Source organism: Methanobacterium sp., from assembly GCA_016222945.1.
GTDB lineage: Archaea > Methanobacteriota > Methanobacteria > Methanobacteriales > Methanobacteriaceae > Methanobacterium_D.
Map to the genome: position 1 here is coordinate 154760 of JACRPY010000002.1, position 25758 is coordinate 180517.

The following is a 25758-nucleotide window of genomic DNA, read 5'->3' on the forward strand; positions in this document are numbered from 1 at the left end:
TTTTGCTTAATTATAGAAATATTTTATTAAATTCAAATATGAAATCAAACCATTAAACTTTAATATTAAGCTATTTTGAAATATTTAGTGGTATTATATAAAAATCTGTTTAGTTTAAATTCAATTAGTTTTAGGTGTAATCAGAAAAGTTTATATAGGCTGCAAGTCAATAGTGAAAAATACTCACTTGGGCCGGTGGTCTAGGGGTATGATACCTCGCTTACAACGAGGTGATCAGGAGTTCGAATCTCCTCCGGCCCATTAACTATTAAAATACTTATTTTTACTTATTAAAACAAGAAATAACTTTTCTTTTTAATTTAAAGTTAAATTTTTTACAATTTTTCTAAATAATCCAATTTAAATTTTACTAATCATATAGCGATAGCAATACTTTTAAAAATTTTATTGCCCTAAAATCAAGATTTAGGGGCTTTTTTAAAAAGAAAATCAGGCGAAAATAATTAAAGCAATGTATATAATCAGTGAAACGAAGAATACAGTGCTTCCTCTTATTAAAGTGGCGGTTAAATCCCTTTCTACGGCTAATACAATTCCATAGGATAAAACAGCAGCGAATAAAATCCTTAAAACGCCTAATAAAGCTTTATTAGGAGCAACAAGGTAAGTTAATATGGTAGATAATGATAAAACAATTATTATAAGCCCTATAGTATTTGTAAGGAATAATTTACCCCATTCTTTGAGCTTGTTTGATATATCTCCTCTTCTTCTCCCGCTGAGTGATACTCTTTTGCCTCGGGGCGAAAATGAATTACCTGAAGATTTAGAAGGAAGCACATATGGTTCGTTTCCATCATCTTCATCTTCATCATTATCAGTTATGTAGGGTGATCCGCCTGTTTCCATGTCTTTTTTGGAGTATTTCTTTGCAATTCGCATTAGTCCGTCTTTGTCTATGAGTTTAATACTTCTATTTTCTGCATAGCTTATGGCGTTATAAGAAAATTCAGAAGTGGTTATAACCACTACTTTAGAAGCTTGAAGACTTTTTGCTACCATTTCCATCTCTTTAAGTACATCCATACCGACTTTCCATCGTTCTTCGTAGTTTTTACAGGCTACTATAACCTCGATATCTCCTAAAACTGTAGGAAGTACTCCATACACATCTACAAGGTATTTGGATGTTTTATAGTTTTTTTGGACTTTAAATCCATTATTTTCCATTATTTTTGCAACGAAATCTACCAATCTCTTTTTTTCCAATGTCCTCACCTTTTCTATTGGAAGATATTATAATTTAATGCCCCAAGCTTGAATAATGATTATATTTCTCTTATTGTCATTATTTAATAGGTAGTATTTACTTTTAACGATATGGGTTAATATTTATCTTTAATAATATTTTCTAGTAAACCTTTTGAAGGTTAAGATATAAATATGCTCTATGCGAATTTTGATAACTAACGATGATGGAGTAAATTCATCAGGGATTGTAGCAGCAAAAAATGCTGTAGAAGGACTGGGAAAAATTAATGTTGTGGCTCCAGCAACCCAACAAAGCGGAATAGGCCATGCATTAACTCTTTTTGAGCCAATAAGAGTTAATAAATCAACTTTAATGGATGGAACTAATGCTCATTCAGTTTCAGGAACTCCAACTGATGCAGTAATAATTGGAATATATGAAATAATGGATGAAAAACCAGATTTACTTATTTCAGGGATTAATGTTGGTGAAAATTTGGGAATGGCGGAACTTACAACTTCAGGTACTATAGGGGCTGCAATGGAGGCTGCTGCTAATGGTGTTCATGCTCTTTCTGTTTCTCTTCAAGTTACAAGAGATGATATTAAGTTCCATGATGGGCATGTTGATATTGATTTGGATTTTGCCCAGAAAATCACCAGAAAACTTTCAAAGAGGATTATAAAAAAAGGTCTTCCTGATGGAGTTGATTTTTTAAATGTCAATATTCCATCTCACCCCGAAAGTCATAAAATCAACTTAACAAGGCTTGGAAAGAGAATGTATTCAATCCATATCCAAAAAAGGCTTGATCCCCGGGGAAGAGAATATTACTGGATTGATGGAGACCCGGTTGAGTTAGACGAAGAGGGAACAGATGTACATACACTTAGAACTTGTAATTGTCCTACTGTAACTCCAATATCTCTTGATTGTACTTCTAATTTGAATTTGATGAAGGATTGGCTTGATTGAATAATTGAATTTAAAAAATACAAAATTTTCATTTATTTAACTACTGGAATGCCTAAAATATCTTTTTTACCTTCAAAAACAGCTTTGGCTATTTGGGCACTTCCAAGAGACCCTGATCTTTCTCCAAGCATAGTTACTGGAGAAATACATCCAATATATTTTTTTATGGCACCAAATACATCAATTGGCTCTTGCATTGAACCAGTAGAACCAGTTAAGACCACACCATCAACTTTATTTTTGGCTATTCCTGCTAATCCATAAATTTCCATGACTATGGTCATGATCATGGTATCTAAGGCAAGCTTGGCATTTTTATCATTTTCTAAATATTTTTTTATAATTTCATCTTTGGCTTGGCTTACATTGGTGTTAATATCGGCAATTTTTACAGCACCCGCATTTGAAAAGCATTCATTAGCAGTTTTAAGCCCGTCATCAATATCTCTTATCATTTCAAGGTCGAGTGGCCCGTGAACAATTCCCATTGCTCCAATACATGCATCCATAGCTCCTTTAATTTCACCATCTTCAATTAACATGGTTACAGTGTTGGAACTTATATCTGACACTATCATATTTTGAAATCCTGTTTCTAACAGGGCATTATAACAAATACTCACTTTTTCAGAGCTTGCATGGTGAGAATAAGCTGCTTTAAATCTTTCATCAAGACAAGGGGTTTTTTTATGAATTCCCGGTATTACCACGGTAGGAATGCCCGAATCTTTGATTTCATCGTAAACTGTAGTTCCGCCGCCAGTTACTTTCCCTGCACCATCAATTGAGATAATTCCTCGATTTTTAACTTTTTCTATGGGTGTTACAGCAGTTAAACTGTCTCCCATAGCATAAGTTATTGCCATGAGGTCAATTGAATTAAAATCAACTCTTTTTGATAGTTCTTTAATTGCAGAGATTTTTCCAGATGAGCAATCTTCCCTTGAGATTTTAAAATGGGTTATTTCATCATCAAGGATGGTGAAAGAAACTCCTGTGGTACCATGATCCATTCCTACAAATACCATGAATTCACCTTTAATAAGTTTTAAAATAATTAAAAAAATTTAAAAAAAGAATTTAAATTTATTTTTGCAGCCTTTAGGTTTAAAAAATTTATTTTTGTAACCCGCAGAGTTTTCTAAGCTTTTTACCCACTTTTTCAATTTGTAGGTCATCTTCCATGTCTCTCATTCTGTTGAGCATAGGAGCTTTAGCCTGATTTTCAAGGGCCCATTCTTTGGTGAATTCACCTTTCTGGATTTCTGTTAAGATTTCTTTCATGGCTTTCCTTGATTCGTCGGTTATAATTCGGTCTCTTCTTGTAAGTCCGCCGAATTCTGCAGTGTTACTTACGTCATGCCACATGCCAGCAAAACCTTTTTCGTATATAAGGTCAACAATGAGCTTTAATTCGTGGCAGGTTTCAAAGTATGCTATTTCTGGCTGGTAACCAGCTTCAACAAGGGTCTGGAATCCTGCTTTTATAAGTTCTGTTGCTCCACCACAAAGAACTGCTTGTTCTCCGAATAGATCGGTTTCGGTTTCTTCTTTAAATGTTGTTTCAAGTACTCCTGCTCTGGTAAGGCCTGATCCTTTGGCCATTGCAAGTACAACTTCTTTTGCATTTCCAGTGAAGTCCTGTTCAACAGCTACGAGCCCTGGAACTCCAAATCCATCTTCATATTGCCGCCTTACAGTTGCACCTGGTGCTTTTGGAGCTACCATTGCAACGTTAACGTTTTTAGGAGGGTTTATGTAACCGTAGTGTATGTTGTACCCGTGTGAAAAGGAGAGGGTGTTGCCTTCTTTTAGGTGTTCTTTAATTGAATTTTTGTAAACTTCTGCTTGAATTTCGTCAGGTATTAATATATGGATTATATCTGCTTTTGCAGCGGCTTCTTCAACAGTTAAAACTTCTAGTCCGTCATTTTTTGCTATATTCCATGACGAACCGCATTTTCTTAGTCCAACAACAACGTTTAAACCACTTTCTGACATGTTCCGGGCTTGTGCCATTCCTTGGCTTCCATAACCTATAACTGCAATTGTTTTATCTTTTAAAACGTCTAAATTTACGTCTTTTTCATAATGTATGTTCATTTAATGCCTCCAAATATTCATATTTGGGGTTCGAAAAAACCTATCGGTTTTTTCTCAACCTCCAAAATCTTTGATTTTTGGGCCGTCGAACACTTGTGTTCGGGCATTGGAAATCGAAGATTTCCAATAGGTTCAGGAAAAACACATTTTTCCTTCAACCTCCAAATATGACTTTTATTAGATTGTACTAAAATTTAAATAAATAATGAAAAGAGAAGTTAAATAGTTTTAACGCCTCTTGACATTGCTGTAGGTCCTGTTCTTGCAATTTCTTTTATTCCAAATGTTTTAACCAGGTCTATAAGTGCATCTATTTTATCTGATGCTCCTGTAATCTCTATTGTCAATGTTTCAGGGCTTACATCAACTATTCTTCCCCTAAAAATGTTTGCGTATTGAATTACTTCAGATCTGATTTTTTCTGTAGGAGAATGAACTTTAATCAGGCAAAGCTCTCTTTTTACTGTGTTTTCTACTTCAAGGTCTCTTACTTTGATAACATCAATTATCTTGTTTAACTGTTTTGTTATCTGTTCTAATACCTTACTGTCTCCTTTTGAAATGATTGTCATTCTGGCAATGCCTTCTTGTTCTGAAGTACCTACCGTGATGCTTTCAATGTTAAACCCTCTTCTTGTGAAGAGTCCTGCGACTCTTTGGAGGACACCAGGCTTGTGTAAAACAAGAGCGCTTATTATATGGGTTTTCTGGTCTTCCATTTTAATCACCTGCTCTCTCATCTGCTTCTTTGTGGTAGGTGGTTTCTCCATGACCATCATTTTCTACTTTGTATTCTCCTACCATTTCGGTTAATCCACATCCTGGGGGAACCATAGGTAATATTTCTTCTGGATCAATCGTAATATCGATAAGTGTTGGTTCTCCTGAATTAATAGCATTTCTCAAGGTTTCTTGAACTTCACCAGGCTTTTCTACACGATATGCATTTACTCCGAATGCTTCTGCAAGTTTAACAAAGTCAGGAACTCCTCCCAGGTGTGTATGTGACAGTCTCTTCTCGTAGAACAGTTTTTGCCATTGTGCAACCATTCCCAGGTATCTGTTGTCTAAAATACAAATAACTACAGGAATATCATATTCTTTAATGGTTGCAAGGTCTTGTGAAACCATAAGGAATCCTCCATCTCCACAAACGGCTACAACGTCACTTTCAGGTTTTGCAACCTTTGCTCCCATTGCTGCTGGGAAACCGAATCCCATAGTTCCAAGTCCTCCTGAGGATAAAAATGTCCTAGGATGCCTTGTTTTGAAGTAATGGGCCATCCACATCTGATTTAGACCAACATCAGTGGTCATGATAGTTTCTGAATCAACTGCCTGCATTATTTCTTTTATAACTTGCTGAGGCTTTAATGGAATTTCTTCAAAGGACATACGTGGAATACATGAACTTTTAAAATTTTGTATGTATCTTGTCCATTCATTTGTTTTCCCGCCAGTTCTAAGTTGAGTAATAGCTTTAACAAGGCTGGATAGCGTTATTTTCGCGTCTCCTACTATAGGGATGTCAACACCGATATTTTTCCCTATTTCTGCAGGATCGATATCTATATGAATGATCTTGGCGTTTCTAGCGAATTCTGCAACACTTCCTGTGGTTCTATCTGAAAATCTGCAACCAACAGCAATCAAACAATCACATTCATCTACTGCTAAGTTAGATGTTTTTGTACCGTGCATTCCCAGCATTCCCAATGAAAATGGATGATCTTCAGGGAATGATCCTTTACCTAAAAGTGAGGTAACAACTGGTGCATCAATGATTTCTGATAACTTTAAAAGCTCTTCTGATGAATTTGATAATATTACTCCTCCTCCTGCAAGTATAACAGGTTTTTCGGAGTTTGCAATTAAGTTAGCAGCCCTTTTTATTTGGAGAGGATGACCTTTCTTTGTGGGTTTGTAACCTGGTAAATTAATCCTAACATCCATTTTTGAGTCTAATTCCTGTTCTTGAACATCTTTGGGTAAATCTACAACTACTGGACCTGGTCTTCCTGTTCCAGCTATGTAAAATGCAGATTTAAGTACCTCTGGAATTTCTTGAGGAGTCATTGGCTGGAAGTTATGTTTTGTAATGGGCATGGTCATTCCGATAGTGTCTACTTCCTGGAAAGCATCATTACCAATAAGTCCTGTTGGAACCTGTCCAGCAATTGCTACAATTGGTGATGAGTCCATATATGCTGTTGCAATCCCTGTAACTAAATTTGTGGCTCCAGGGCCAGACGTACCGATACATACACCTACTTTTCCAGATGCTCTTGCATATCCGTCAGCTGCGTGTGCAGCACACTGTTCGTGTCTTACCAAAATATGTCTAAGGTCAGAATCATAAAGTACATCATATAAAGGGAGTAAAACTCCTCCAGGATATCCAAATACAACATCTACACCTTGATCTGTGAGAGATTTAATTAGCGCTTCGCCACCTTTCATAAAAACACCTTAATTTTTTTTATTATTTTCATTAAATAACACTCTAAATACTTATTTATTTTAGAGAATAAATTTATTTGAATATATTTACATATCTATATGTTGGGTTCTATTTAAGATATATAGTTAAGATAAAAACAAATAACTGAAAAAATCATATTCTAATATTAAAGTTCATAAATAGTAAGAGTAAGGAGGATTCACATGAAAATTCTTGTAGTAGGTACAGGGGCAAGGGAACACGCAATTTGTAAGGCAATAGAAGGAAATGCAGATATATATTCAATTATGAGCAATAAAAATCCAGGAATTGCCAGAATATCAAAATATCAGATTTCTAGTGAAAATGATATAGAAACTGTAAAGAAGTTTGCAACTCGAAATAATGTGGATATGGCTGTAATTGGACCAGAAGCACCTCTTGAAAAAGGTATTGTTGATGCATTACAATCTGAAGGCATAGGCTGTGTGGGACCTACAAAAGAAGCTGCTAAAATAGAAACTGACAAAGTTTTCATGAGAAATCTCTTTGAAAATTACAAAATAGGCGGTTCCCTAACTTACAGGGTTTTTGATAACTATAAAGATATTAGTGATTTTATTGATGAATTTGGAGAGGACATTGTAATAAAACCTGTAGGATTAACCGGTGGAAAAGGAGTTAAAATTGTTGGAGAGCAATTAGAAGATGCTTCAGAGGCTAAATCATATGCTAAAGAAGTTGTTGATACTAAAATGGGCGGTTATGCCAGTGTTGTTATTGAAGAAAAGGCAATTGGGGAAGAATTCACAGTTCAGGCATTTGTAGATGGTAAAAATGTTGCACCTATGCCTGCAGCTCAGGATCATCCCTATGCATTTGAAGGGGATGAAGGGCCAATAACTGGAGGAATGGGATCTTACTCTGATAAGGATGGTCTGTTACCATTTTTAAATAAAAAAGATTATGATGGATCTGTTAAGATGATGGAAGATACTGTTAAGGCTATTAATAAAGAGGTAGGACCATACAAAGGATTTTTATATGGACAGTTCATGTTAGGTAATGACGGTCCAAAACTCATTGAATATAACGCGAGATTTGGAGATCCAGAAGCAATGAATGTTTTACCTTTACTTAAAACTAATTTCGTTAATATTTGTGAAGAAATTGTTGATGGGAACCTCCATGGCGCTAAATTTGAAAATAAAGCTACTGTTTGCAAATATATAGTACCAGAGGGATATCCAGGAAAAGCGGTTCCAAATCAGGTAATTGATGTTGATGAAAAAAAAATAGGGGAAGCTGGAGCGCGGGTTTACTACGCAGCAGTTAATGAAAAGGAAGGTAAGATATACTCGTCTTCATCCAGGGCTTTAGGCCTTGTTAGTATTGCAGATAGTATAGAAGAAGCTGAAAAGCTATGTGAAAACGCTACAAAATATGTTAAAGGCGATGTTTATCATAGAAGAGATGTGGGAACAGCAGAACTTATACTAAAAAGAATAATGCACATGAAAGAAATTGGAAAATAAGAGCTATAACTTCCTTAATTCTTAAAATTCCATTTATTAAAAATGAGGATGTTAAATCTTCACTATGGGGCATGAGATTTTATGTCATTAGAGATATACATAGATGAATTAAAGAATAAAGAAGAAATTGAAAGTTTTGAAAAAAAAATATTAGATACTGAGCTTGAAATAGATAAAATAGGGCAAAAGCGACTTATTTGTATTAAATATACTAAAGAAATGGAAAATGAATTGAATAAACTCCGAAAAAAAGCTCTTGAACACCCTAAAAATGAAAAAATTGAAGATGAACTTAAAGAAACGGAAGAAAAGCTTAAGAAATCCGAAAAACGTATTCATAAGCTTAATGAAGGAATAACAGACAAAGAAATTGTTTTGCTTAGGTTTCAGCAAACTAGAAGAGAAGAAATAAAGATGGGGCTTATTAATTATTTCCATGATACTAAATTAAAATGTGAAAAACTTCGCAATAAATGGATCAGATATAATGAGATGGCTATGGTTACTCATGATGAATTAAAAAAGACTGAAGAAGAATTAGAGAGTGTAAAAAGAGTTATTAAATCAGAATTTGGTGAGGAATAGCTTTTTTCATGGTTACAGAAAAATAGATATAGTATGATTTCAATAAACATTTTCTTCAATAATTAACAGACATTCAAAGAATTTTATTAAATTTGGAGTGGAATTAATGAAACATCTCTTATCAATGGAAGATGCAAAGGATCATGTACATGAAATACTGGTTCTTGCCGGGAAATTTAAAAGAGGAGAAATCCCTGGAGAACCTTTAGCTAAAAAAACACTGGCCATGATATTTGAAAAGGCATCAACAAGGACAAGAATATCTTTTGAAGTTGGAATGTACCAGCTTGGCGGGACAGCACTGTATTTATCGAAAGATGACCTTCAACTTGGACGTGGCGAAATAGTAGAAGATACAGCCAAAGCAATGAGCCGATATGTTGATGGAGTTATGATTAGGGCCATAGAACATGAAGATGTTTTGAAATTTTCACAAAATTCCAATGCACCAGTTATTAATGGGCTTACAAACCTAGAACACCCCTGTCAGGCATTTGCAGACCTTTTAACCATATATGAAAGGAAAAAAAGCTTTGATATGAAATTAGCATTTGTTGGAGATGGAAACAATGTTTGTAATTCATTATTATTGGCATCAGCATTTGTAGGCATGGATATGAATGTGGTATGCCCTCCAGGATATGAACCTGACGTCGAAATATTTAAAAAGGCAAAAAAATATGCCAAAAAGACCGGTGCTGAACTTAAAATAATAAATGATATTGAAAAAGGAGTTCAGGGTGTGGATGTTGTATATACTGATGTTTGGATAAGTATGGGGGATGAAGAAGAAGCTTCAAAGAGAATAAACGATTTTTCAGATTATCAGGTTAATAAAAATCTCATGAAACATGCAGATAACGATGCAATGATTTTACACTGCCTGCCTGCAATTCGCGGTCAGGAAATAACTGCAGATATGATTAATTCTCCTAAATCAAGTATATGGGATCAAGCCGAAAACAGGCTGCACGCCCAAAAAGCAGTACTATACCTTTTAATTTCTTAATACGATGTTAACTCTTAAATAATCTTTTTTTATGGATTAAATGTTTTCAACTCTTTTTAAAAAAGAAAGTTGAAATAAAACCATCTAAAACATCTTTTACAGACTGAATAAAAGGACTTTCAATAGTTACAGGTGTTTCCATGTTATCCAGTCGGTTAATCCTGAAATAAATAGGAGGGTGGGGATCCCATGCTAACCATCTTGGAATCTTAGAAGCTGAAACCTTTTCTAATTGAAGCCGTTTAAAAGCTATTTTTCTAAGGGCATTGGCAAGTACATCTGGTTGGCCTATTTTCATGGCCGATAAAAGGTCTGCTCTGGCTTCAAAGAACTTAGCAACAAAGAAAATAAGGGCCATAGCAATAATTACGTATATAATTGGAGAAATAAGCACAATTGGCAGAAGAAGAGTAAATCTAAGTAAAAATTCTCCTGAAATAATGCCAAATAATATTAGAGGGTCTCTTCCTTGAAGATGACCCATTTCATGACCAATAACGCTTAAAACCTCTTTTTCATCAAGTTGAACAAGTAAACCCGTTGTAATAAGCACTAAACCTCTTTTAGGGCTTGGGCCTGTGGCAGCTGCATTGGGTGTCATGGTGTTTGTAACCACAATTTTTGGAACAGGTAAATTAAAACTATCAGCAGCTTTTTTAACGATATCATAGACGTTTATTACTTTATAAATGTTGCTGTAAGGATTACAGTGAAATCCATACTTTTCCAGGACATCATCTCCGGATTCACATGTTGGAGTAGCCCCTATGCCTAATGTTTTGTTGTATATCTCTTTTTTCATTTGAATAACTGTTTTTTTACCGAATTTTTCTTGAAATTCTTTAAACTCACCGAAGGGTAATTGATACTCCAATATATGAACATAAGGATTTTGTGGCGATATATGCCAATTACTACGTATTTCAAGGATTTTATCTGCAAATAGGACGATAAGTAGCTGTATAAGCAAAATAAATATCACTGCATACAATCCCATGAATAAGAAGAGAATTATATTCACTCCAAAGAATAAAATGTAAATTAAAAGCATACTGCTACCAAAAAGCTGGTTTACAACCCTTTTTCGCTTTGTAGGAGGTTGTTCCGGTATTATTTTTTCTCCTTCAACCCATGAAAAATAGATGGTGGAGCTATGTACATTTTCTTCAAATAAATGGGCCATAAAGAAAATATCATCCACAACTGATTCTAAAAAGTTATTTGGAGTGTTTTCATCATAAATTAATGTAATTTCAAGGGGATTTCCAGATTTAATGACGGATTTAACCTCAAAGTTTTCTTTAGGATTTTCCACGGCGAAATAAAGCTGATTTAAATCATTTTTTGTTATTTTAACATCCTTAAAGTATTCTGGTTTTGCTTTTAAATAGTTTTCATAAATAAATTTTAAAATATCATCATGGAATTCTGGAGAGATATCAATATCAATAAAAAATGTTTTTTTGGCCATTTCAATCAATTAGTTTAAATTAATTTTTTTATTTCTTCTAACCCATAAAAAGACTATTCCGGCAAACAATGCTGATAGTCCATAGAGAATAATTGGAATCCACAGGAAATCCACCCGTAATAGGAAGGAAGGATCTCTTCCAAGACCATAAGGTATTGGAATATATAACCAAACAATGAAAGCAAAGTAAAGAACGGTTATTATCAGGCGAATATATTTTTTAATGTTTAATGCGTACATGTAGGTGAATACAAACATAAAAGTGAACCCTGTAAAGAACATGGGCCACATATCAGCGCTTCCAAGATATTTAGTGTTGAAGAAAGCTACAATCACGGCATGTATAGCTACCCAGCTTTGTAATGTTACTATCTATCTTTGGTCAAGATGCACTTTTGTATAGGCCAAGCTCATCTGTGTAAATAAAAGGAACATATAAAAGAATCCTGATAATAATTGAGGGTCAGTAGCCATTGGATGGAACCAAAAAGTGTACACAAGAGCCCAGGCGAATATATACATATGGTTACGTCTGAAAAAACTAACAACACGTTCTGTGTAGGGTTTACCGGCTTTTTTTCCTAGAAATAGTCCTGAAAAAGGATTTTGAAGTATTAAAATCATGGATAACATTATAATAACAGATCCCATGCTGCTAATAATAGGGGTGTCCTGTGCCAGGCCATCAAACCAAATATGAGTTTGTATAAGGTGCAGAAAAATAAAAATAACCATCACAGCAATTATCATTATATTATATTTAGTTAGATTGTATGAAGGGCTGATTTTTTGTTCTTTTAGGTTTTTTTGAGCCCAATATATCAATCCCCAAACTAAAAACTGGTTCGTTAAATAAAAGGACCATACTATAAACATTGTCTGGAAGTTTCTTGCTGGAAGTTTCCAGTAATAATCAAAACCTCCCTGAAACGGGAGAAATATTGAAGTGAAATGGTTAAGATTAGGCCCCAATATCCATATTAATAATGTAAAAAGTACAGAAAAGAGTATTCCACATATCCAAACATAAATAGCTCTCTTTGAATTGTTTTGTTTTTTAATATTAGTGGAGTTATTTGGCATTTTAATTAAATCCTAAAACTTTAATATCAATATGTTTATATATCAATACTTATCATATTTACTGAAAATTGAGATTAATATTTAATTTATGGATTAATTTTAAAGATTCAATGCTTAAATAAGTTGATTATATGACTGATAAGACTAAACAAAAAATTATGGATACAGCCTTAACTGTTTTTGCAGAAGAAGGTTATGTTGGAGCTAAAACAAGAGTAATTGCTGAAAAATCTGGTTTTAGTGAAATGACTTTATTTAGAAAGTTTGAAACCAAAGAAAATTTATTTAACATGGTTTTAATTAAAAACCAGGAACTGATATTGGAAGATATTAATTCAGTGTTTACAGATGAAAAATTTGAAAGTCCGAAAGACTGTTTTAAAGCCCTAATTTCCAGTGTTTTGAATTTGATTGAGAATAATTACGAATATGTTAGTATTTTTGTAAATGAAAGGCGTAGAATATCTGAAAAAACTATTGAAGTATTTATAACACGTCTTGCTCAATATATTGAAAAAATGTTCCCTGATCATAAAGTAGACGCCAAAGTATTTGCTTTTAACATTCTTTCTTTTTTATACTTTGTAGTTTTTGATAAAAAACAGGGACGCACTTTTGTTGACCATAAAAAAGCTGTTGATGAATTTATAAACTATTCATCAAATTGTTTAAAAGAATAAACAGATTTTACTTGTTAAAATCCATCTATTTTTTTATTTAATCTTAATATTTTAAAATAAATTTTAAGAGTTTAATGGTTACATTGAATTAGGGGCGCTTATTCCCAAAAGCTCAAGACAGTTTCTAATGGTTATCCTTGATTTATCCACTAAAAGCAACCTAATAACTTCATTTTCATCACCAATAACTGGAACTGATTTGTAAAATCTGTTGAAAGCACCTGCTAAATCCATGGCATACTGTGCAACAGGATGCACCCTGTTAATTCTTGCAGATTCTTCAATAACTGACGTGAACTTTGAAAGAGTTTTAATGAGCTCTATTTCAAATTGATGTTCTAAAGAACAATCTTTATTATCTATTTTATAGGCATCAAAACTGGCTTTTTCCAGTAATTTACATGCACGGGCGTGAGCATACTGAATAGAAGCGCATCCTCTTTCAAAACTAAGTGCTTCATCCCATTTAAACACTATATGTTTTTCTGGTGATAATTTAGCTATAAAATATCTTATAGCTCCAATTCCTATTTCATTTGCAATAATGCGCGCTTCTTCATCACTTAAGTCCTTTCTTCTCTTATTAATTTCATTAAGTGCTCTTTCTATTGCTTCATCCATTAAATCATCTACAGAGATGAAAACACCTCTTCTTGTAGACATTGAACCTTCAGGAAGTGTTATAAACTCATAAAATATAACTTCAGGAGTTTTTCCATCTAATAATTTTAATGCAACGCTTAATTGGTCTATAGCAAGCTTATGGTCAGATCCAAGCACATCTATTATTTTATCACAATTTTCTGATTTTTCAAGATGATATGCAAGGTCTCTTGTTGAATAAAGGGAAGTTCCATCAGACCTAGTGAGTATAAGTTCTTTTTCTATTCCATAATCTTCAAGTGGTAAGTAAAGAACTTCATTTTGTTTAGTGTGACCTTTTAAATCCTCTAAAATCTTTGAAACTGTGCCTTCTTTTACAAATTTACTTTCCCACACATACTTATCATGGGAAATGTTTAAACGGGTTGTAGTCTCATTTATACCTTCTAAACAATTACTTACAACAAATTCAAACTTATCTGCAAGTTCATCATCTCTACTACTTTCATATCTTTTTAAAAGAGCGCTAACTTCATCTTTAAGGCTTTTATCGGCCCTTAATTTTTCATTAATCTGGAAATATATTTTTCCAATTTCATGATCAACTTTTTCCTCTTCTTTGATTTTATAATCAAAATTTAGAAGGCCCCACACGATTATGGCAATTTGACGACCCATATCATTAACATAATACTGAGTTTCAACATTATAACCTGCAGATTTTAATAAACGTGCCAATGAATCTCCTATTATTGAGTTACGTATATGTCCAATATGTAAGGGACCATTAGGATTTGCTGATGTGTGCTCAAGAATTATTTTTTCATTTTTTTCTTCAAGCTGCCCATAATCATCATTAATACTTTCTAAAACCATTTTTGAGAAAGTATCATAGTTTATAAAGAAGTTAATGTATGGTCCTTTCATTTCAACTGATTTAAAAACTTCAGGGGTTTCTATAACATCTAAAATGTCTTTGGCTATTTCTATTGAGGGTTTTTTAAGCTGCTTTGCAAGTTGAAATGACACTGCTGATGCAAGATCACCTAAATTTGAGTTTGGTGGTTCTTCTACCTTAATTTCTCCAGGAATTTCACATCCCAGAGATTTAACTGCATCTTCTAATGATTTTATTGCTTCTTTTTCTAGCATTCTATACATAAATTCACCATGTAATCGTTATAATGTCTAATTAATCAATTGAAGTGTTATATTTGTTTTATCTAATTTTTTTCTTAAAAAATATTTTTAAGTTTATTGAAATTTTAAAAATAAATGGAATTGGCAATAAAAACTAAATTGCCAATATAAACTTTAAGCTAGTTTTAAATCATTTAATCATAATCCTCTAATCCATAGGGTGATATACCCGATTTTAGGGATGACTATGGGATGTCCATCTATTGTTACAACCTTAGAAATTATCTGCTTTTGATATACGAGGGCCGGATCGGGCGCAGGATTGTTATCTCCTTTTATGGTGTATGCGGGTCCGTTAGATGAGTTTTCTATTTTAATAATCCTGTGAATTACTGGGTCTTTAAACCAATTAGCATTATAGACTATAATATCTCCTACCTGGAGATTACTGGGATTTTTATCAATTATAACAATGTCTCCTCTATAAAGAACAGGTTCCATACTTCCGGAGACAACAACATTCATATTTTGAGCTACAATTACTCCTACAAGTATAATTATGGCATACGTAGCTATTTCTTTAAGATCAATTTCCACATTTTCACCTAATCAATTCTTTAATTACTTAAATAAAATTTTACATCATCTTAATATGGCTCCAGTATCTGCAGAACCTACCATATTCTGATATCTTGAAAGCCATCCTTTAACCTTCTTATCGGGCATGGATAAAGTTTCAAGCCGTTTTTTAATTTCCATTTCATCAAGTTCAACATCAAGCTTTCGATTGTACATATCAATTTTTATTATGTCTCCATTCTTTAAAGCTGCTATAGGTCCTTTTACTATGGCTTCAGGAGATACATGCCCTATACATGGTCCTCTTGTCCCACCTGAAAATCTTCCATCTGTTATAAGGGCAACAGATTTTATTCCCATTCCAGTTATAGCTGAAGTCGGATTAAGCATTTCAGGCATGCCTGGCCCGCCTTTAGGTCCTTCGTACCTTATAACTACTACATCTCCCTCTTTAATTTTATTGTTGAAAATTGCTGTTACACATTCTTCCTCGCCATCAAATACTTTCACAGGACCTGTATGTGTCATCATGTCCTCATCAACAGCCCCTACTTTAACAACAGCGCCTTTTGGAGCTAAATTACCTTTTAATATTGCAATTCCACCTTCAGCGTGTATCGGGTTATCTAATGGCCGTATAACTTCATTATCAAGGACTTTTGCATCTTTAATATTATCTTTAACTGGGTTTCCAGTACATGTTATGATATCTAAGTTTATTTTTTCTCTGATTACATTTAAAACCGCAGGTAAACCTCCTGCACGGTCTAAATCTAACATAGTATGACTTCCAGCCGGACTTAACTTAGTTATATGGGGAATGTTTTTACTAAACTTATCAAAGGTGTCCAGTGTTATAGAAACACCTTTATCTTCAAGTTCGCTTGCTATTGCCGGAATATGCAATGTAGTGTTTGTTGAACCTCCAAGAGCCAAATCAACTACTATGGCATTTTCAAATGCTTCTTGAGTCATTATTTGAGAGGGGGTTATATTTTTATTAAGTAATTCTATTATTTGAGCGCCAGATTGTCTTGCTAAACTCATTTTTTTAGAATCCACTGCATGAGCTGTTGCACAGTAAGGTAAGCTCATTCCAAGAGTTTCTGTTACACATGCCATGGTGTTTGCAGTGAAAAGACCGGCGCATGATCCTGCACCAGGGCAGGCGCATCGTTCCAGCTCATCTAGCTCTTCCATGGTCATTTTACCAGAAGATACAGCGCCAACACCTTCATAAACATCTATTAAATCTACAGATTTCCCTTTAAATTCACCTGGCTGCATTGGACCTCCCGTAACAAAAATTGAAGGTATATCCAGCCTTGCAGCAGCCATAAGCATTCCTGGAACTACTTTATCGCATGTAGGGATTAGTACGAGTGCATCAAACTGGTGAGCCATGGCCATACTTTCAACGGTATCTGCAATTATCTCACGTGAGGCTAAAGAATAGCGCATTCCCTCATGATTCATTGCAATACCATCACAGATGGCCATTGTGTTAAATTCAAAAGGAACACCACCGGCTTCACTTATTCCTAATTTAACCGATTCGGCTACTTCCTTAAGGTGAATATGGCCTGGTACTATGTCTGTAAAACTGTTTGCAATACCTATAAAAGGTTTATCCATTTCTTCGTCTGTTACTCCACATGCTCTAAGCAGAGATCTGTGGGGGGCTCTTTGCAATCCTTTTTTTATAGTATCACTTCTCATAAAACCACCATTATAAAAAATTATTATTTTAAACTATTATTTTTTTAAAATGAGCTATTAGAGGATATTAGCTTTATTTTAACATTTTGATAATATTTGTCTATTTTATGTATTACAAATTGTGTTTTTTAACAAATAATTATAAGTGTAACTATTTTATATCTAAAATACTATATACTTTGTCTGAGGTTTATTAGAATGTGTATTGGTTGTGGAGTTTGTGGCATTGTTCCGGGGTTATGTATGGTCGTGTTTTATTATATGAATAATATAGTTATTTTATTGGACATATGAATTATTATAACATATTTAAATGTAGTTTTGGCAGTTATATTATCTTATAATCATTTTTTAATTACATTAATGTTTTAAAATAACCCTTAAATTATTTATAATTTAAACAATAGATTACTATTTATGTATATTGACTTAATTTTAAAATTCTTAATTTCTTTTGCAATTGGGGCATTAATTGGAATTGAAAGAGAGAGAACACAATCTAAAATTAAGGAATTTGCAGGAATACGGACTTTCATGCTAATTGCAGTATTAGGTACTTTATCTGCATTCATGTCGATATTTTATTCCAATTTTTTGATAATAGCTTTTATAGGTTTAATTATAATTGTTGGTTTGAGCTATATAGTAAGTACAAAAGATAATGGCGATATTGGGATAACTACAGAGGTCGCAGCCATTATAACATTTTGTTTAGGTGCTCTTTGTTATATAGATGATGGAATAAAAATAGCTCCAATCATAGCAATCATAATAACAACGTTACTTGCAATTAAACCTCATTTACATACTTTTGCAAGGAAAATAAGCGAAAAAGAAATGGTTAACACCTTAAAATTTCTTATAGTTGCATTTGTAATTCTTCCCCTACTTCCAGACCAGGCTATGGGTCCACTAGGAGTTTTTAATCCCTATCAAATATGGCTTATGGTAGTCTTTATTTCAGGAATAAGCTTTGCAGGATACATATTAATGAAATTCATCGGTGCTGAAAGAGGATTAAGTGTAACAGGAATTATCGGAGGCCTGGTATCAAGTACTGCAGTCACAACAGCAATGGCAGCCAGAGTTAAAGAGAATAACCTTGTCATGAGGGCAGCAGTGTTTGCAACAGTGATCGCAAGTTCCATGATGTTTTTAAGGGTTCTTTTTGAAGTATCTGTCATAAATCCAAGTTTAATAGGTCTTTTGATATATCCAATGATTAGTATGGGCATATTAGGTATTATATTGGGTTTTATAGCTTGGAAAGCAACAAAAGTATGGAATATTGATACTGATATTAAATTAGAAAATCCTTTTTCACTTAAACCGGCATTAATATTTGGTTTACTTTTTATAGTGATTCTTTTTGCTTCTAAAGCTGCAGACATTTATTTTGGAAGCGCAGGAATTTATATAGCCAGTATAATCTCAGGGGTCGCTGATGTAGATGCAATTACAATAAGCATGGCATTTCTTGCAAGGGATACAATCTCTCCTGAAACTGCTGTAACTGCAATAACATTGGCCAGTATATCCAATACAATTATAAAGTTTTTAATAGCGTTGTTCTTTGGAACAAGGAAATTTGGACAGTTAATTGGAATAATATTTGCAGTAATAATAGCAATAGGATTAATAACCATTATTTTTGTTTAAACACATTGTTATATTTATAAAATCAGTTAAATGGACTCTAAATCATGTTTTAATATTTTAATAATTTATCTAATAAAAACTTAAATACTGCAAGATTTAAAAATTTATGAGTAATTTATTAATCCACAACACTACATAATATAATATTCTAGAATATTTTAAATCAGTTATATAGAATTACATACTTACCTTATAACTATTTTAAATTCACAGGTGATAAAATGCGGATACTTTTGATTCATTCTGATTATCTAAGGTATAAAACCAAATCAAAAACAAAAATAGCAGAAAAAATCGAAGACGAGAAGAAAAGCGGCCAATTTGAAAATGCTTTAGTCGTTTTTACAGCAGTTGAAAAGGAAGATGAACAAAACTCAACTGAAATTGTTGAAAATGCTGTATCGGAAATAATGAACGTTTCTAGGCAAGTAAAACCAGATAATGTGATTATATATCCCTATGCTCATTTAAGCTCATCTTTAAGTTCTCCCGACGCTGCAAAAAAGATATTAAAAGAAATGGAATCTCAATTAGGAGATGAAGGCGTTGAAGTTTCAAGAATTCCATTCGGATGGTATAAATCATTTGAAATTTCATGCAAAGGCCATCCCTTATCAGAATTATCAAGAACAATCACAGCAAAACCAAAAGAAGAAGAAAAAACAGAGGAAGAACCTTCAAAATGGTATATTTTAAATGAAGGAGAACTTTTAGACATTGAAACCTTTAAATTCGAAAGTGGAGACCTCAAGAAGCTCACTGATTATGAGCTTGGTAAATTAGAATCCACTGGAGAAGAACCACCACACGTAAGACTAATGCGTGAAAAAAGTCTTGCGGATTATGAACCTTCTGCGGATATTGGACACCTCAGATGGTATCCTAAAGGAAGATTAATTAGAGATCTTCTCTCTGATTACGTTTACAATCTTGTAACTGAATATGGGGCAATGCCTGTTGAAACTCCAATAATGTATGACCTTGCAGATGATGCAATAAGGACACATGCCGATAAGTTTGGGGAAAGACAGTACAGGATGGGTACTAAAAAAGAACTAATGTTAAGATTTGCTTGCTGTTTTGGAGCTTTTAGATTACTTTCCGATTCTTTTTTAACCTGGAAAAACCTTCCTGTTGGAGTATATGAACTTTCAACATATAGTTTTAGATTAGAAAAAAGAGGAGAAGTAGTGGGACTTAAAAGACTTCGAGGATTTACAATGCCTGATTTCCACTCAGTATGTGCAGATATTCCTCAATCAATGGAAGAATTCGACAGGCAAATTGACATGTGCATGCAGACTGGAGAGGACCTTAATGTAAACTATGAAGCTATTTTCAGGGCAACAGCTGACTTTTATGAAGAAAATAAGGAATGGATATATGAAGCAGCAGAAAAAATGGGAAAACCTGTACTGCTTGAAATTCTACCAAGACGTAAGCATTACTGGATTGCTAAAATGGACTTTGCAGCCATTGACTATTTGGGAAGACCTATAGAAAACCCTACAATCCAAATAGATGTTGAAAGTGCTGAAAGGTTTAATATAACATATATTAACGAAAATGAAAAAGAAGAATATCCAATAATTATTCACTGCAGCCCAACAGGAAGTATAGAACGTGTTATAGGCAGTTTACTTGAAAAAACAGCCATTGAACTTAAAGAAAACCCGAAAAAACCTATAATGTTACCTGTGTGGCTTTCACCAACCCAGGTAAGAGTTATTCCTATTGCAGAAAGACATATAGAAAAATCAATGGAATTAGCCAAGGTATTAAAGGAAAATAACATTAGGGTTGACATGGATGACCGTCATGAAACAGTGGGAAAAAAGATAAGGAACTCTGGAAAAGAATGGGTACCTTATACTATTGTTATTGGGGATAAAGAACTTGAAAGTGATCAATTCACTGTAAATATCCGTGAAACCAATGAGAAAGTGTTAATGGATAAAAATGAGTTGATAGCTAAAGTTCAAGATGAAATTGGAGGAATGCCATTTAGATCATTACCATTACCGGTAATTATATCTAAAAGGGTTAATTTCTAATTTTAATAACTATTTTTCTCTTTTTTTAATTGCTAGGTTACTTTTCATTTAAGATTTTTTTTATTTTAAATTTGACAATTTATAATAAATAAAAACAGAAACTTAAATATTATAAGTTATAACTTAGAATTTAGAAGTAAAATTTTGGAGGACAATTAAATGGGTGAAGTGATTGCAATATTGAATCAAAAAGGCGGATGCGGTAAAACCACATCAGCAGTAAATCTTTCAACAGCTTTAGCTTTAAATAAAAGAAATATTTTACTTGTAGATATTGATCCACAGGGTAATGCTACAACAAGCTTTGGAATTGAAAAAAATGAGCTTGAAAACACTATATACACAACTTTAACTGGAAAAAACTCCATTGAAGATGCTGTAATCCCAACAGGTATTGAGGGATTGAATATCGTTCCAAGTAACATATCATTAAGCGGTGCAGAAATTGAGTTAAGCGGCGAAATAGGATTTCACTCTATATTAAAAGAAAAATTAGAATCAATGAAAGACGCTTACGATTATATATTTATTGATGTGCCCCCATCACTAGGGGTTCTAACAATAAACTCATTAGTTGCAGCAGACAGCGTTATAATACCAATTCAAGCAGAATTTTATGCTCTTGAAGGAATAGCAGATCTTATTGAAGCAATGGAACTTGTAGGCAACCGATTAGACAGCCCATCAACTATTAAAGGAATTCTTCTAACATTGTATGATTCTAGAACAAGATTGGGCAGAGATGTTTACAGTAATGTTGTTGAATACTTTGAAGGGAAAGAAAATATATTTAAAACAACTATACCTCGAAACGTTAAGCTTGCAGAAGCACCAAGCCATGCAATCCCATGTTTAATATATGATGAGGAATGTAAAGGTTCAATTGCATATATGGAGCTTGCAGAGGAATTGATGGATATGGAGGACGAATAATGCCTAAAGAAAATAAAAGCGGAGCACTGGGACGTGGGCTCGATGCTTTAATCAGCAAAAAATATGTTAAAGAATCTGAAAATAAAGATGCATCTAAAGATAATCATCAACTCAACGAAAAAATAGTGGAAGATATTTTGGCAGATGTTAAGAAAAATCCACGTATTTCACTTTGGTCTGCTAAATCTGCTGCTGTTTTGAGGTTTTTAAGAAAAACAGAGCCAGAGTTTAGTATAAGCAGTGAAGCATCTCTTTTAATTGAAGAAGCTGTAAAAGAGAAATATCCTGAAATATGGGTGGTATTTGAGGATAAAGTTTAAAATTGAAATGATTTATAGTTATATTTTCAATTTATTAAATTTTTCATTAAATAAATAATAAATTATATGTTATTCCTTGGTCACTTATAACTAATAACTTAAATCTTATAATTTATAACAAGAACTTTATAATTAAAAACTTAAAACAGACTGATATGACTTATTTAACTTAACAAAAGGTTCAGCACGTTTTACAGCAACACCCAGATTTTTAAGATCTTCTAATTTTCCAATTTTTAATCCTCTTTTCCTTAAAGTTATAATCCTCTCTGCAGAAACCATTCCAATCCCTGGAACCCTAATAAGCTCATCATAAGACGCTTCATTAACTTCAACAGGGAACAAATCCATATTGTTCATAGCAAAAGAGTATTTTGGATCAACCTCTGTTTCAATATTCCCATTTTCATCAAATACCAGTTCATCAAAGGAAAAACCATAATAACTCAATAAAAAATCCGCTTGATAAAGTCTGGAAGTCCTTTTAGGATGTGGAGATTCATAATTTTCAAGAGGAGTATTTTCTAAAGGAGTAAAAGCACTAAAATAACTTCTTTTTATTTTAAACTTATCTAAAAGCCAATTTGTTCTTTTTAGAATATCTTCATCACTTTCATCCGCTGCACCTACAATAAATTGGGTTGTCTGGCCAGACGGGGCCATATTTTTATCATTGGACAAACGACTGATCCATTTCATCCGTTTTAAGATATCTGTTTTGAAATTCTTAGTGGTTGTAAGTTCTTCAAATCCATCAGGAGTTGCAGCTTCAATATTTACACTTACTCTGTCTGCTAAACTCATAGCTCTTTTAATAAGGTCATAAGATGTTCCTGGAAGAATTTTAAGATGTATATAACCATCATATCCATAATCCCTTAAGATTCTGGCAACTTCTACCTGTTTTTCCATTGAAGAATCTATATCTTTAAAAACTCCTGAACTTAAAAATAAGCCTTCAACATACCTTTTATTGTAATAATCCATGAATACTCTTGAAAGTTCTGCTGGTTCATATTCATAACGTTCAAATTTCCGGTTACTGTGATTCATACAATATTTACAATCATTTGAACATTTATTAGTCATCAAAACCTTAAATAAGGGCATACAATGTCCATCTGGCGATGTACTGTTGTAGACTCCAGGTATTTTGCCTGAGGCGTAAGTTTCAAGATTGGGGCTTACATAATTGCATAAATCATATTTTGCAGATTCCCCAAGAATTTTTAGTTTTTCTAAGGCATTCATTACATTATATTTTATCAAAAATAGTATTATAATTTATTCTATATGCCTTCCATAATTAAAAATCATGATAAAATTACAGATAAAAGCTTTAAATTCTAAAATAAGCAAATTCCATATGTAAATTGATCATGAGATAGTTTTTTAATAAAAAATAAAAAGAAAAGATTAAATCTTTTCACCGATATTATCCTGGCATTCCAGACATCATACCAGGTTTAAATTCGTTCCAGTAGCATTGTGCAGCAGTTAGTTCTGTGTATTCATATGTGGCAGGTATTTTTTTTGAGTAAGAAGCACCTGTACCATAATGTTTAGCAATCATTTTTCCATATAGCTTTACTTTTTTCTTACTGACTTTTTTAAGATACATATACATTGTAACTCCTGTGTCTGTCTGTGGAGAATACATGTATCCAATAACTGCAACATATTTTGTTCCTCTTTGATATGTTTTCCATGTAAATGTGATTGTATTGCCACTTGGATCGTTTAAAGTAGTAGTGCCTTGATCTACAACTTTAAGTTTTGCTGCTGATACTGGTTCAACTAATTGAAGGCCAATAACGAACATAAACACTATTCCTGCAATTAATACAATATTCTTTTTCATTTATTTCCTCCTTTATTATTTACTGTTATGAATTACACTAATTTCTATATTATTTGTGTATATAAATGTTATTATTATGATAAATTGAAAATGCTTATATACGAGTTAATATTAAGTTATCATAACTTTCACTAAATATCATAACTTTCTAAACTTCTCTTGATTATAAATTTTCTTCTTGAATTTCTGTTCATTTAATTTTACAAACTTATTTTCAAAATATATAAATAATAAAAGATCTTCATAATAAATGGTGTTAAAAAATGTCAGTTTATATAATACTAGGAGTTATAATAGTTTTTTTAGTCATTTTAGCTGTTTTTACAGTTGCTATTTACAACAGCTTGATTGGTTCACGTAACAGGGTTAAAAATGCATGGTCTCAGATTAATGTTCAACTGAATCGAAGAGCAGACTTGATACCTAACTTGATAGAAACTGTTAAAGGCTATGCTAAACACGAAAAAACTGTATTTGAAGAGGTAACTAAAGCAAGAGCCAGTCTTATGAATGCAAAAACAGTTCAAGAAAATGCGGATGCGAATAATATGCTAACTGATACTTTGAAAAGTCTTTTTGCTGTGGCGGAAAATTACCCTGAATTACAGGCTAACGAAAATTTTTTGGAGCTACAGAGTCAGTTAGAAGAGACTGAGGATAAAATAGCTTATTCCAGACAATTTTACAATGACACGGTTTTAATTTACAACAACAAATGTCAGATGTTTCCAAGTAACATATTGGCAAGACAATTTAGTTTTACAGAATCAGAGTTCTTTGAAATTGAAGAATCAGCAAAAGAAGTCCCTAAAGTTGAATTTTAAGTGGTAAAATGAATATGGATATTTTCTTACCTTACTGCTTATCAGTGGGTTTAATTTTACTAGGGTTTTTTACACCACTTTTTATTTATTTAAAATATGGTAGAGAACCAAAAATTGATTATAATGCTAAATATGAAATGGATTTACCGACTGATGATCCTCCAGCAATAGTAAATGCAGTTCGTGCTGGAGATCTAAGATTTGGTTTTCCTAATTCAGATGGGTTTAGGGCAACGATATTGGATTTAATTGATAGAAAGTATTTATTTTTAAAAAATTGGCATTCTAATAAGGTTTGCTATTCAGATTCCATATTACTGGAAATTAATCCGGATTATGATCCTGATACTCTCTGGGAATTTGAAGTACAGGTCTTAAATTTTCTTAAAGAATATGAAGAGGACGGGATTATATCAATGGATTTGATTTCAGAAAGCCTGAAACATATTGATAATTTAGGGCCCTTCAGGTATAAATATGAAGCTTGGAGAGAAGAAGTCAAAGATACTTTATTGGAAGGAAATAACTTTAAGGAGGCGTTTTATAGTAAAGGGGATAAATATTTAAAAATTTTTGGAGTTTTAGGGATAATAACGGCTTTGAGTTTGATTTCATATGCTGTCAATTTTAAATCATTTTCAGGAACGTTTATTTTATGTGCCCTGATTTTATGGTTGGTATCTGCTGTATCATTTTTATTGCCTAAAAAGATCGCTGGCCAATGGACACCTTATGGAAAAGAATATTATGAAAGATGGCAGAGTTTTAGAAGATATATTGAAGATTTTAGTTTAATGAATGAATATTCTCCAGAATCAATTAAGGTCTGGAATAAATATTTGGTATATGCTACTGCTTTGGGTGCTGCTAAAGAAGTTAGAAAAGCAATGTGGCTATCACTTCCAGAAAACTAATTAGAAAAAAAGCGATGTCTACTCCTATCATGATGAAACAAAAATTTTAGAATCTCTA

22 protein-coding genes, 1 tRNA gene and 1 pseudogene are annotated in these 25758 nt (G+C 33.0%); 12 read left to right on the top strand and 12 right to left on the bottom strand.

Translation table 11 applies throughout. The features are described from left to right. Positions 1-189 precede the first annotated feature (189 nt). Positions 190-261 (top strand) — tRNA-Val (locus HZC47_00745). A 189-nt stretch (positions 262-450) separates the two neighbouring features. Here the strand turns inward: HZC47_00745 and HZC47_00750 are convergent. Then, positions 451-1230: a restriction endonuclease gene (locus HZC47_00750; GenBank protein ID MBI5679417.1), complete on the bottom strand. Its 780-nt coding sequence runs from the start codon at positions 1228-1230 to the stop codon at positions 451-453. A 181-nt stretch (positions 1231-1411) separates the two neighbouring features. On the opposite strand from HZC47_00750, the gene surE reads away from it, so the two are divergent. After that, positions 1412-2188 carry a 5'/3'-nucleotidase SurE gene (gene surE, locus HZC47_00755; protein ID MBI5679418.1) on the top strand — a complete coding sequence of 259 codons (777 nt, stop codon included), beginning with the start codon at positions 1412-1414 and terminating at the stop codon, positions 2186-2188. A 32-nt stretch (positions 2189-2220) separates the two neighbouring features. On the opposite strand, the gene HZC47_00760 is transcribed toward surE, so the two are convergent. The 4 genes from HZC47_00760 to HZC47_00775 all read right to left on the bottom strand — a co-directional run bounded on the left by HZC47_00760 (position 2221) and on the right by HZC47_00775 (position 6751). Continuing rightward, positions 2221-3216, bottom strand: a complete 996-nt coding sequence (locus HZC47_00760; protein MBI5679419.1) for a methanogenesis marker 12 protein — start codon at positions 3214-3216, stop codon at positions 2221-2223. A gap of 88 nt (positions 3217-3304) precedes the next feature. After that, positions 3305-4291 (bottom strand): ketol-acid reductoisomerase, encoded by a 987-nt coding sequence (gene ilvC, locus HZC47_00765; protein MBI5679420.1) that lies wholly within the window; start codon positions 4289-4291, stop codon positions 3305-3307. A 218-nt stretch (positions 4292-4509) separates the two neighbouring features. Beyond that, positions 4510-5010: an acetolactate synthase small subunit gene (gene ilvN / locus HZC47_00770; protein ID MBI5679421.1), complete on the bottom strand. Its 501-nt coding sequence runs from the start codon at positions 5008-5010 to the stop codon at positions 4510-4512. A 1-nt stretch (position 5011) separates the two neighbouring features. Continuing rightward, positions 5012-6751, bottom strand: a complete 1740-nt coding sequence (locus HZC47_00775; GenBank protein MBI5679422.1) for an acetolactate synthase large subunit — start codon at positions 6749-6751, stop codon at positions 5012-5014. Positions 6752-6955: 204 nt separating this feature from the next. Between HZC47_00775 and purD the strand changes: the two genes are divergently transcribed. From purD to argF, 3 genes are all read left to right on the top strand, one after another. Next, positions 6956-8266, top strand: a complete 1311-nt coding sequence (gene purD / locus HZC47_00780; GenBank protein MBI5679423.1) for a phosphoribosylamine--glycine ligase — start codon at positions 6956-6958, stop codon at positions 8264-8266. Positions 8267-8347: 81 nt separating this feature from the next. Beyond that, positions 8348-8851: a hypothetical protein gene (locus HZC47_00785; GenBank protein MBI5679424.1), complete on the top strand. Its 504-nt coding sequence runs from the start codon at positions 8348-8350 to the stop codon at positions 8849-8851. Between the two features lie 106 nt (positions 8852-8957). Continuing rightward, on the top strand, positions 8958-9860 hold the full coding sequence (argF, locus tag HZC47_00790; GenBank protein MBI5679425.1) for an ornithine carbamoyltransferase: 903 nt from the start codon (positions 8958-8960) through the stop codon (positions 9858-9860). A gap of 46 nt (positions 9861-9906) precedes the next feature. On the opposite strand, the gene HZC47_00795 is transcribed toward argF, so the two are convergent. Both HZC47_00795 and HZC47_00800 read right to left on the bottom strand, forming a co-directional pair. Further along, a complete protein-coding gene (locus tag HZC47_00795; protein MBI5679426.1) occupies positions 9907-11331 on the bottom strand; it encodes a M48 family metalloprotease in 1425 nt (474 codons plus the stop codon). Positions 11332-11340: 9 nt separating this feature from the next. Next, positions 11341-12414 (bottom strand): annotated as a pseudogene (locus tag HZC47_00800) (hypothetical protein). Between the two features lie 131 nt (positions 12415-12545). Between HZC47_00800 and HZC47_00805 the strand changes: the two are divergent. Continuing rightward, entirely contained in the window at positions 12546-13094 is a 549-nt protein-coding gene (locus HZC47_00805; GenBank protein MBI5679427.1) for a TetR/AcrR family transcriptional regulator, read from the top strand. A 78-nt stretch (positions 13095-13172) separates the two neighbouring features. On the opposite strand, the gene HZC47_00810 is transcribed toward HZC47_00805, so the two are convergent. The 3 genes from HZC47_00810 to ilvD form a co-directional block, all read right to left on the bottom strand. Then, positions 13173-14858 carry an arginine--tRNA ligase gene (locus HZC47_00810; GenBank protein ID MBI5679428.1) on the bottom strand — a complete coding sequence of 562 codons (1686 nt, stop codon included), beginning with the start codon at positions 14856-14858 and terminating at the stop codon, positions 13173-13175. Between the two features lie 177 nt (positions 14859-15035). Next, positions 15036-15362 carry a signal peptidase I gene (locus HZC47_00815; protein MBI5679429.1) on the bottom strand — a complete coding sequence of 109 codons (327 nt, stop codon included), beginning with the start codon at positions 15360-15362 and terminating at the stop codon, positions 15036-15038. A 117-nt stretch (positions 15363-15479) separates the two neighbouring features. Further along, positions 15480-17135 (bottom strand): dihydroxy-acid dehydratase, encoded by a 1656-nt coding sequence (gene ilvD / locus HZC47_00820; GenBank protein ID MBI5679430.1) that lies wholly within the window; start codon positions 17133-17135, stop codon positions 15480-15482. Between the two features lie 417 nt (positions 17136-17552). Between ilvD and HZC47_00825 the strand changes: the two genes are divergently transcribed. The 4 genes from HZC47_00825 to HZC47_00840 all read left to right on the top strand — a co-directional run bounded on the left by HZC47_00825 (position 17553) and on the right by HZC47_00840 (position 22101). Next, positions 17553-18794: a DUF4010 domain-containing protein gene (locus tag HZC47_00825; GenBank protein ID MBI5679431.1), complete on the top strand. Its 1242-nt coding sequence runs from the start codon at positions 17553-17555 to the stop codon at positions 18792-18794. A 221-nt stretch (positions 18795-19015) separates the two neighbouring features. After that, complete coding sequence (locus tag HZC47_00830; GenBank protein MBI5679432.1) at positions 19016-20848, top strand: threonine--tRNA ligase; 1833 nt, start codon at positions 19016-19018, stop codon at positions 20846-20848. Positions 20849-21007: 159 nt separating this feature from the next. After that, positions 21008-21781, top strand: coding sequence for a ParA family protein (locus tag HZC47_00835; protein MBI5679433.1), 774 nt, complete (start codon positions 21008-21010; stop codon positions 21779-21781). Then, the gene (locus HZC47_00840; GenBank protein ID MBI5679434.1) at positions 21781-22101 is read left to right on the top strand and encodes a hypothetical protein; all 321 of its coding nucleotides are present in this window, start codon (positions 21781-21783) and stop codon (positions 22099-22101) included. Before HZC47_00835 ends, HZC47_00840 begins: the two co-directional genes overlap by 1 nt. Before the next feature lie 132 nt (positions 22102-22233). Here HZC47_00840 and HZC47_00845 read toward each other — a convergent pair whose 3' ends face one another. Both HZC47_00845 and HZC47_00850 read right to left on the bottom strand, forming a co-directional pair. Further along, positions 22234-23352 carry a putative DNA modification/repair radical SAM protein gene (locus HZC47_00845; GenBank protein ID MBI5679435.1) on the bottom strand — a complete coding sequence of 373 codons (1119 nt, stop codon included), beginning with the start codon at positions 23350-23352 and terminating at the stop codon, positions 22234-22236. Positions 23353-23536: 184 nt separating this feature from the next. Then, the gene (locus tag HZC47_00850) at positions 23537-23962 is read right to left on the bottom strand and encodes a hypothetical protein (GenBank protein ID MBI5679436.1); all 426 of its coding nucleotides are present in this window, start codon (positions 23960-23962) and stop codon (positions 23537-23539) included. Positions 23963-24225: 263 nt separating this feature from the next. Between HZC47_00850 and HZC47_00855 the strand changes: the two genes are divergently transcribed. Beyond that, the gene (locus tag HZC47_00855) at positions 24226-24786 is read left to right on the top strand and encodes a LemA family protein (protein MBI5679437.1); all 561 of its coding nucleotides are present in this window, start codon (positions 24226-24228) and stop codon (positions 24784-24786) included. Between the two features lie 8 nt (positions 24787-24794). Beyond that, positions 24795-25700: a DUF2207 domain-containing protein gene (locus HZC47_00860; protein MBI5679438.1), complete on the top strand. Its 906-nt coding sequence runs from the start codon at positions 24795-24797 to the stop codon at positions 25698-25700. Positions 25701-25758: the final 58 nt, after the last annotated feature.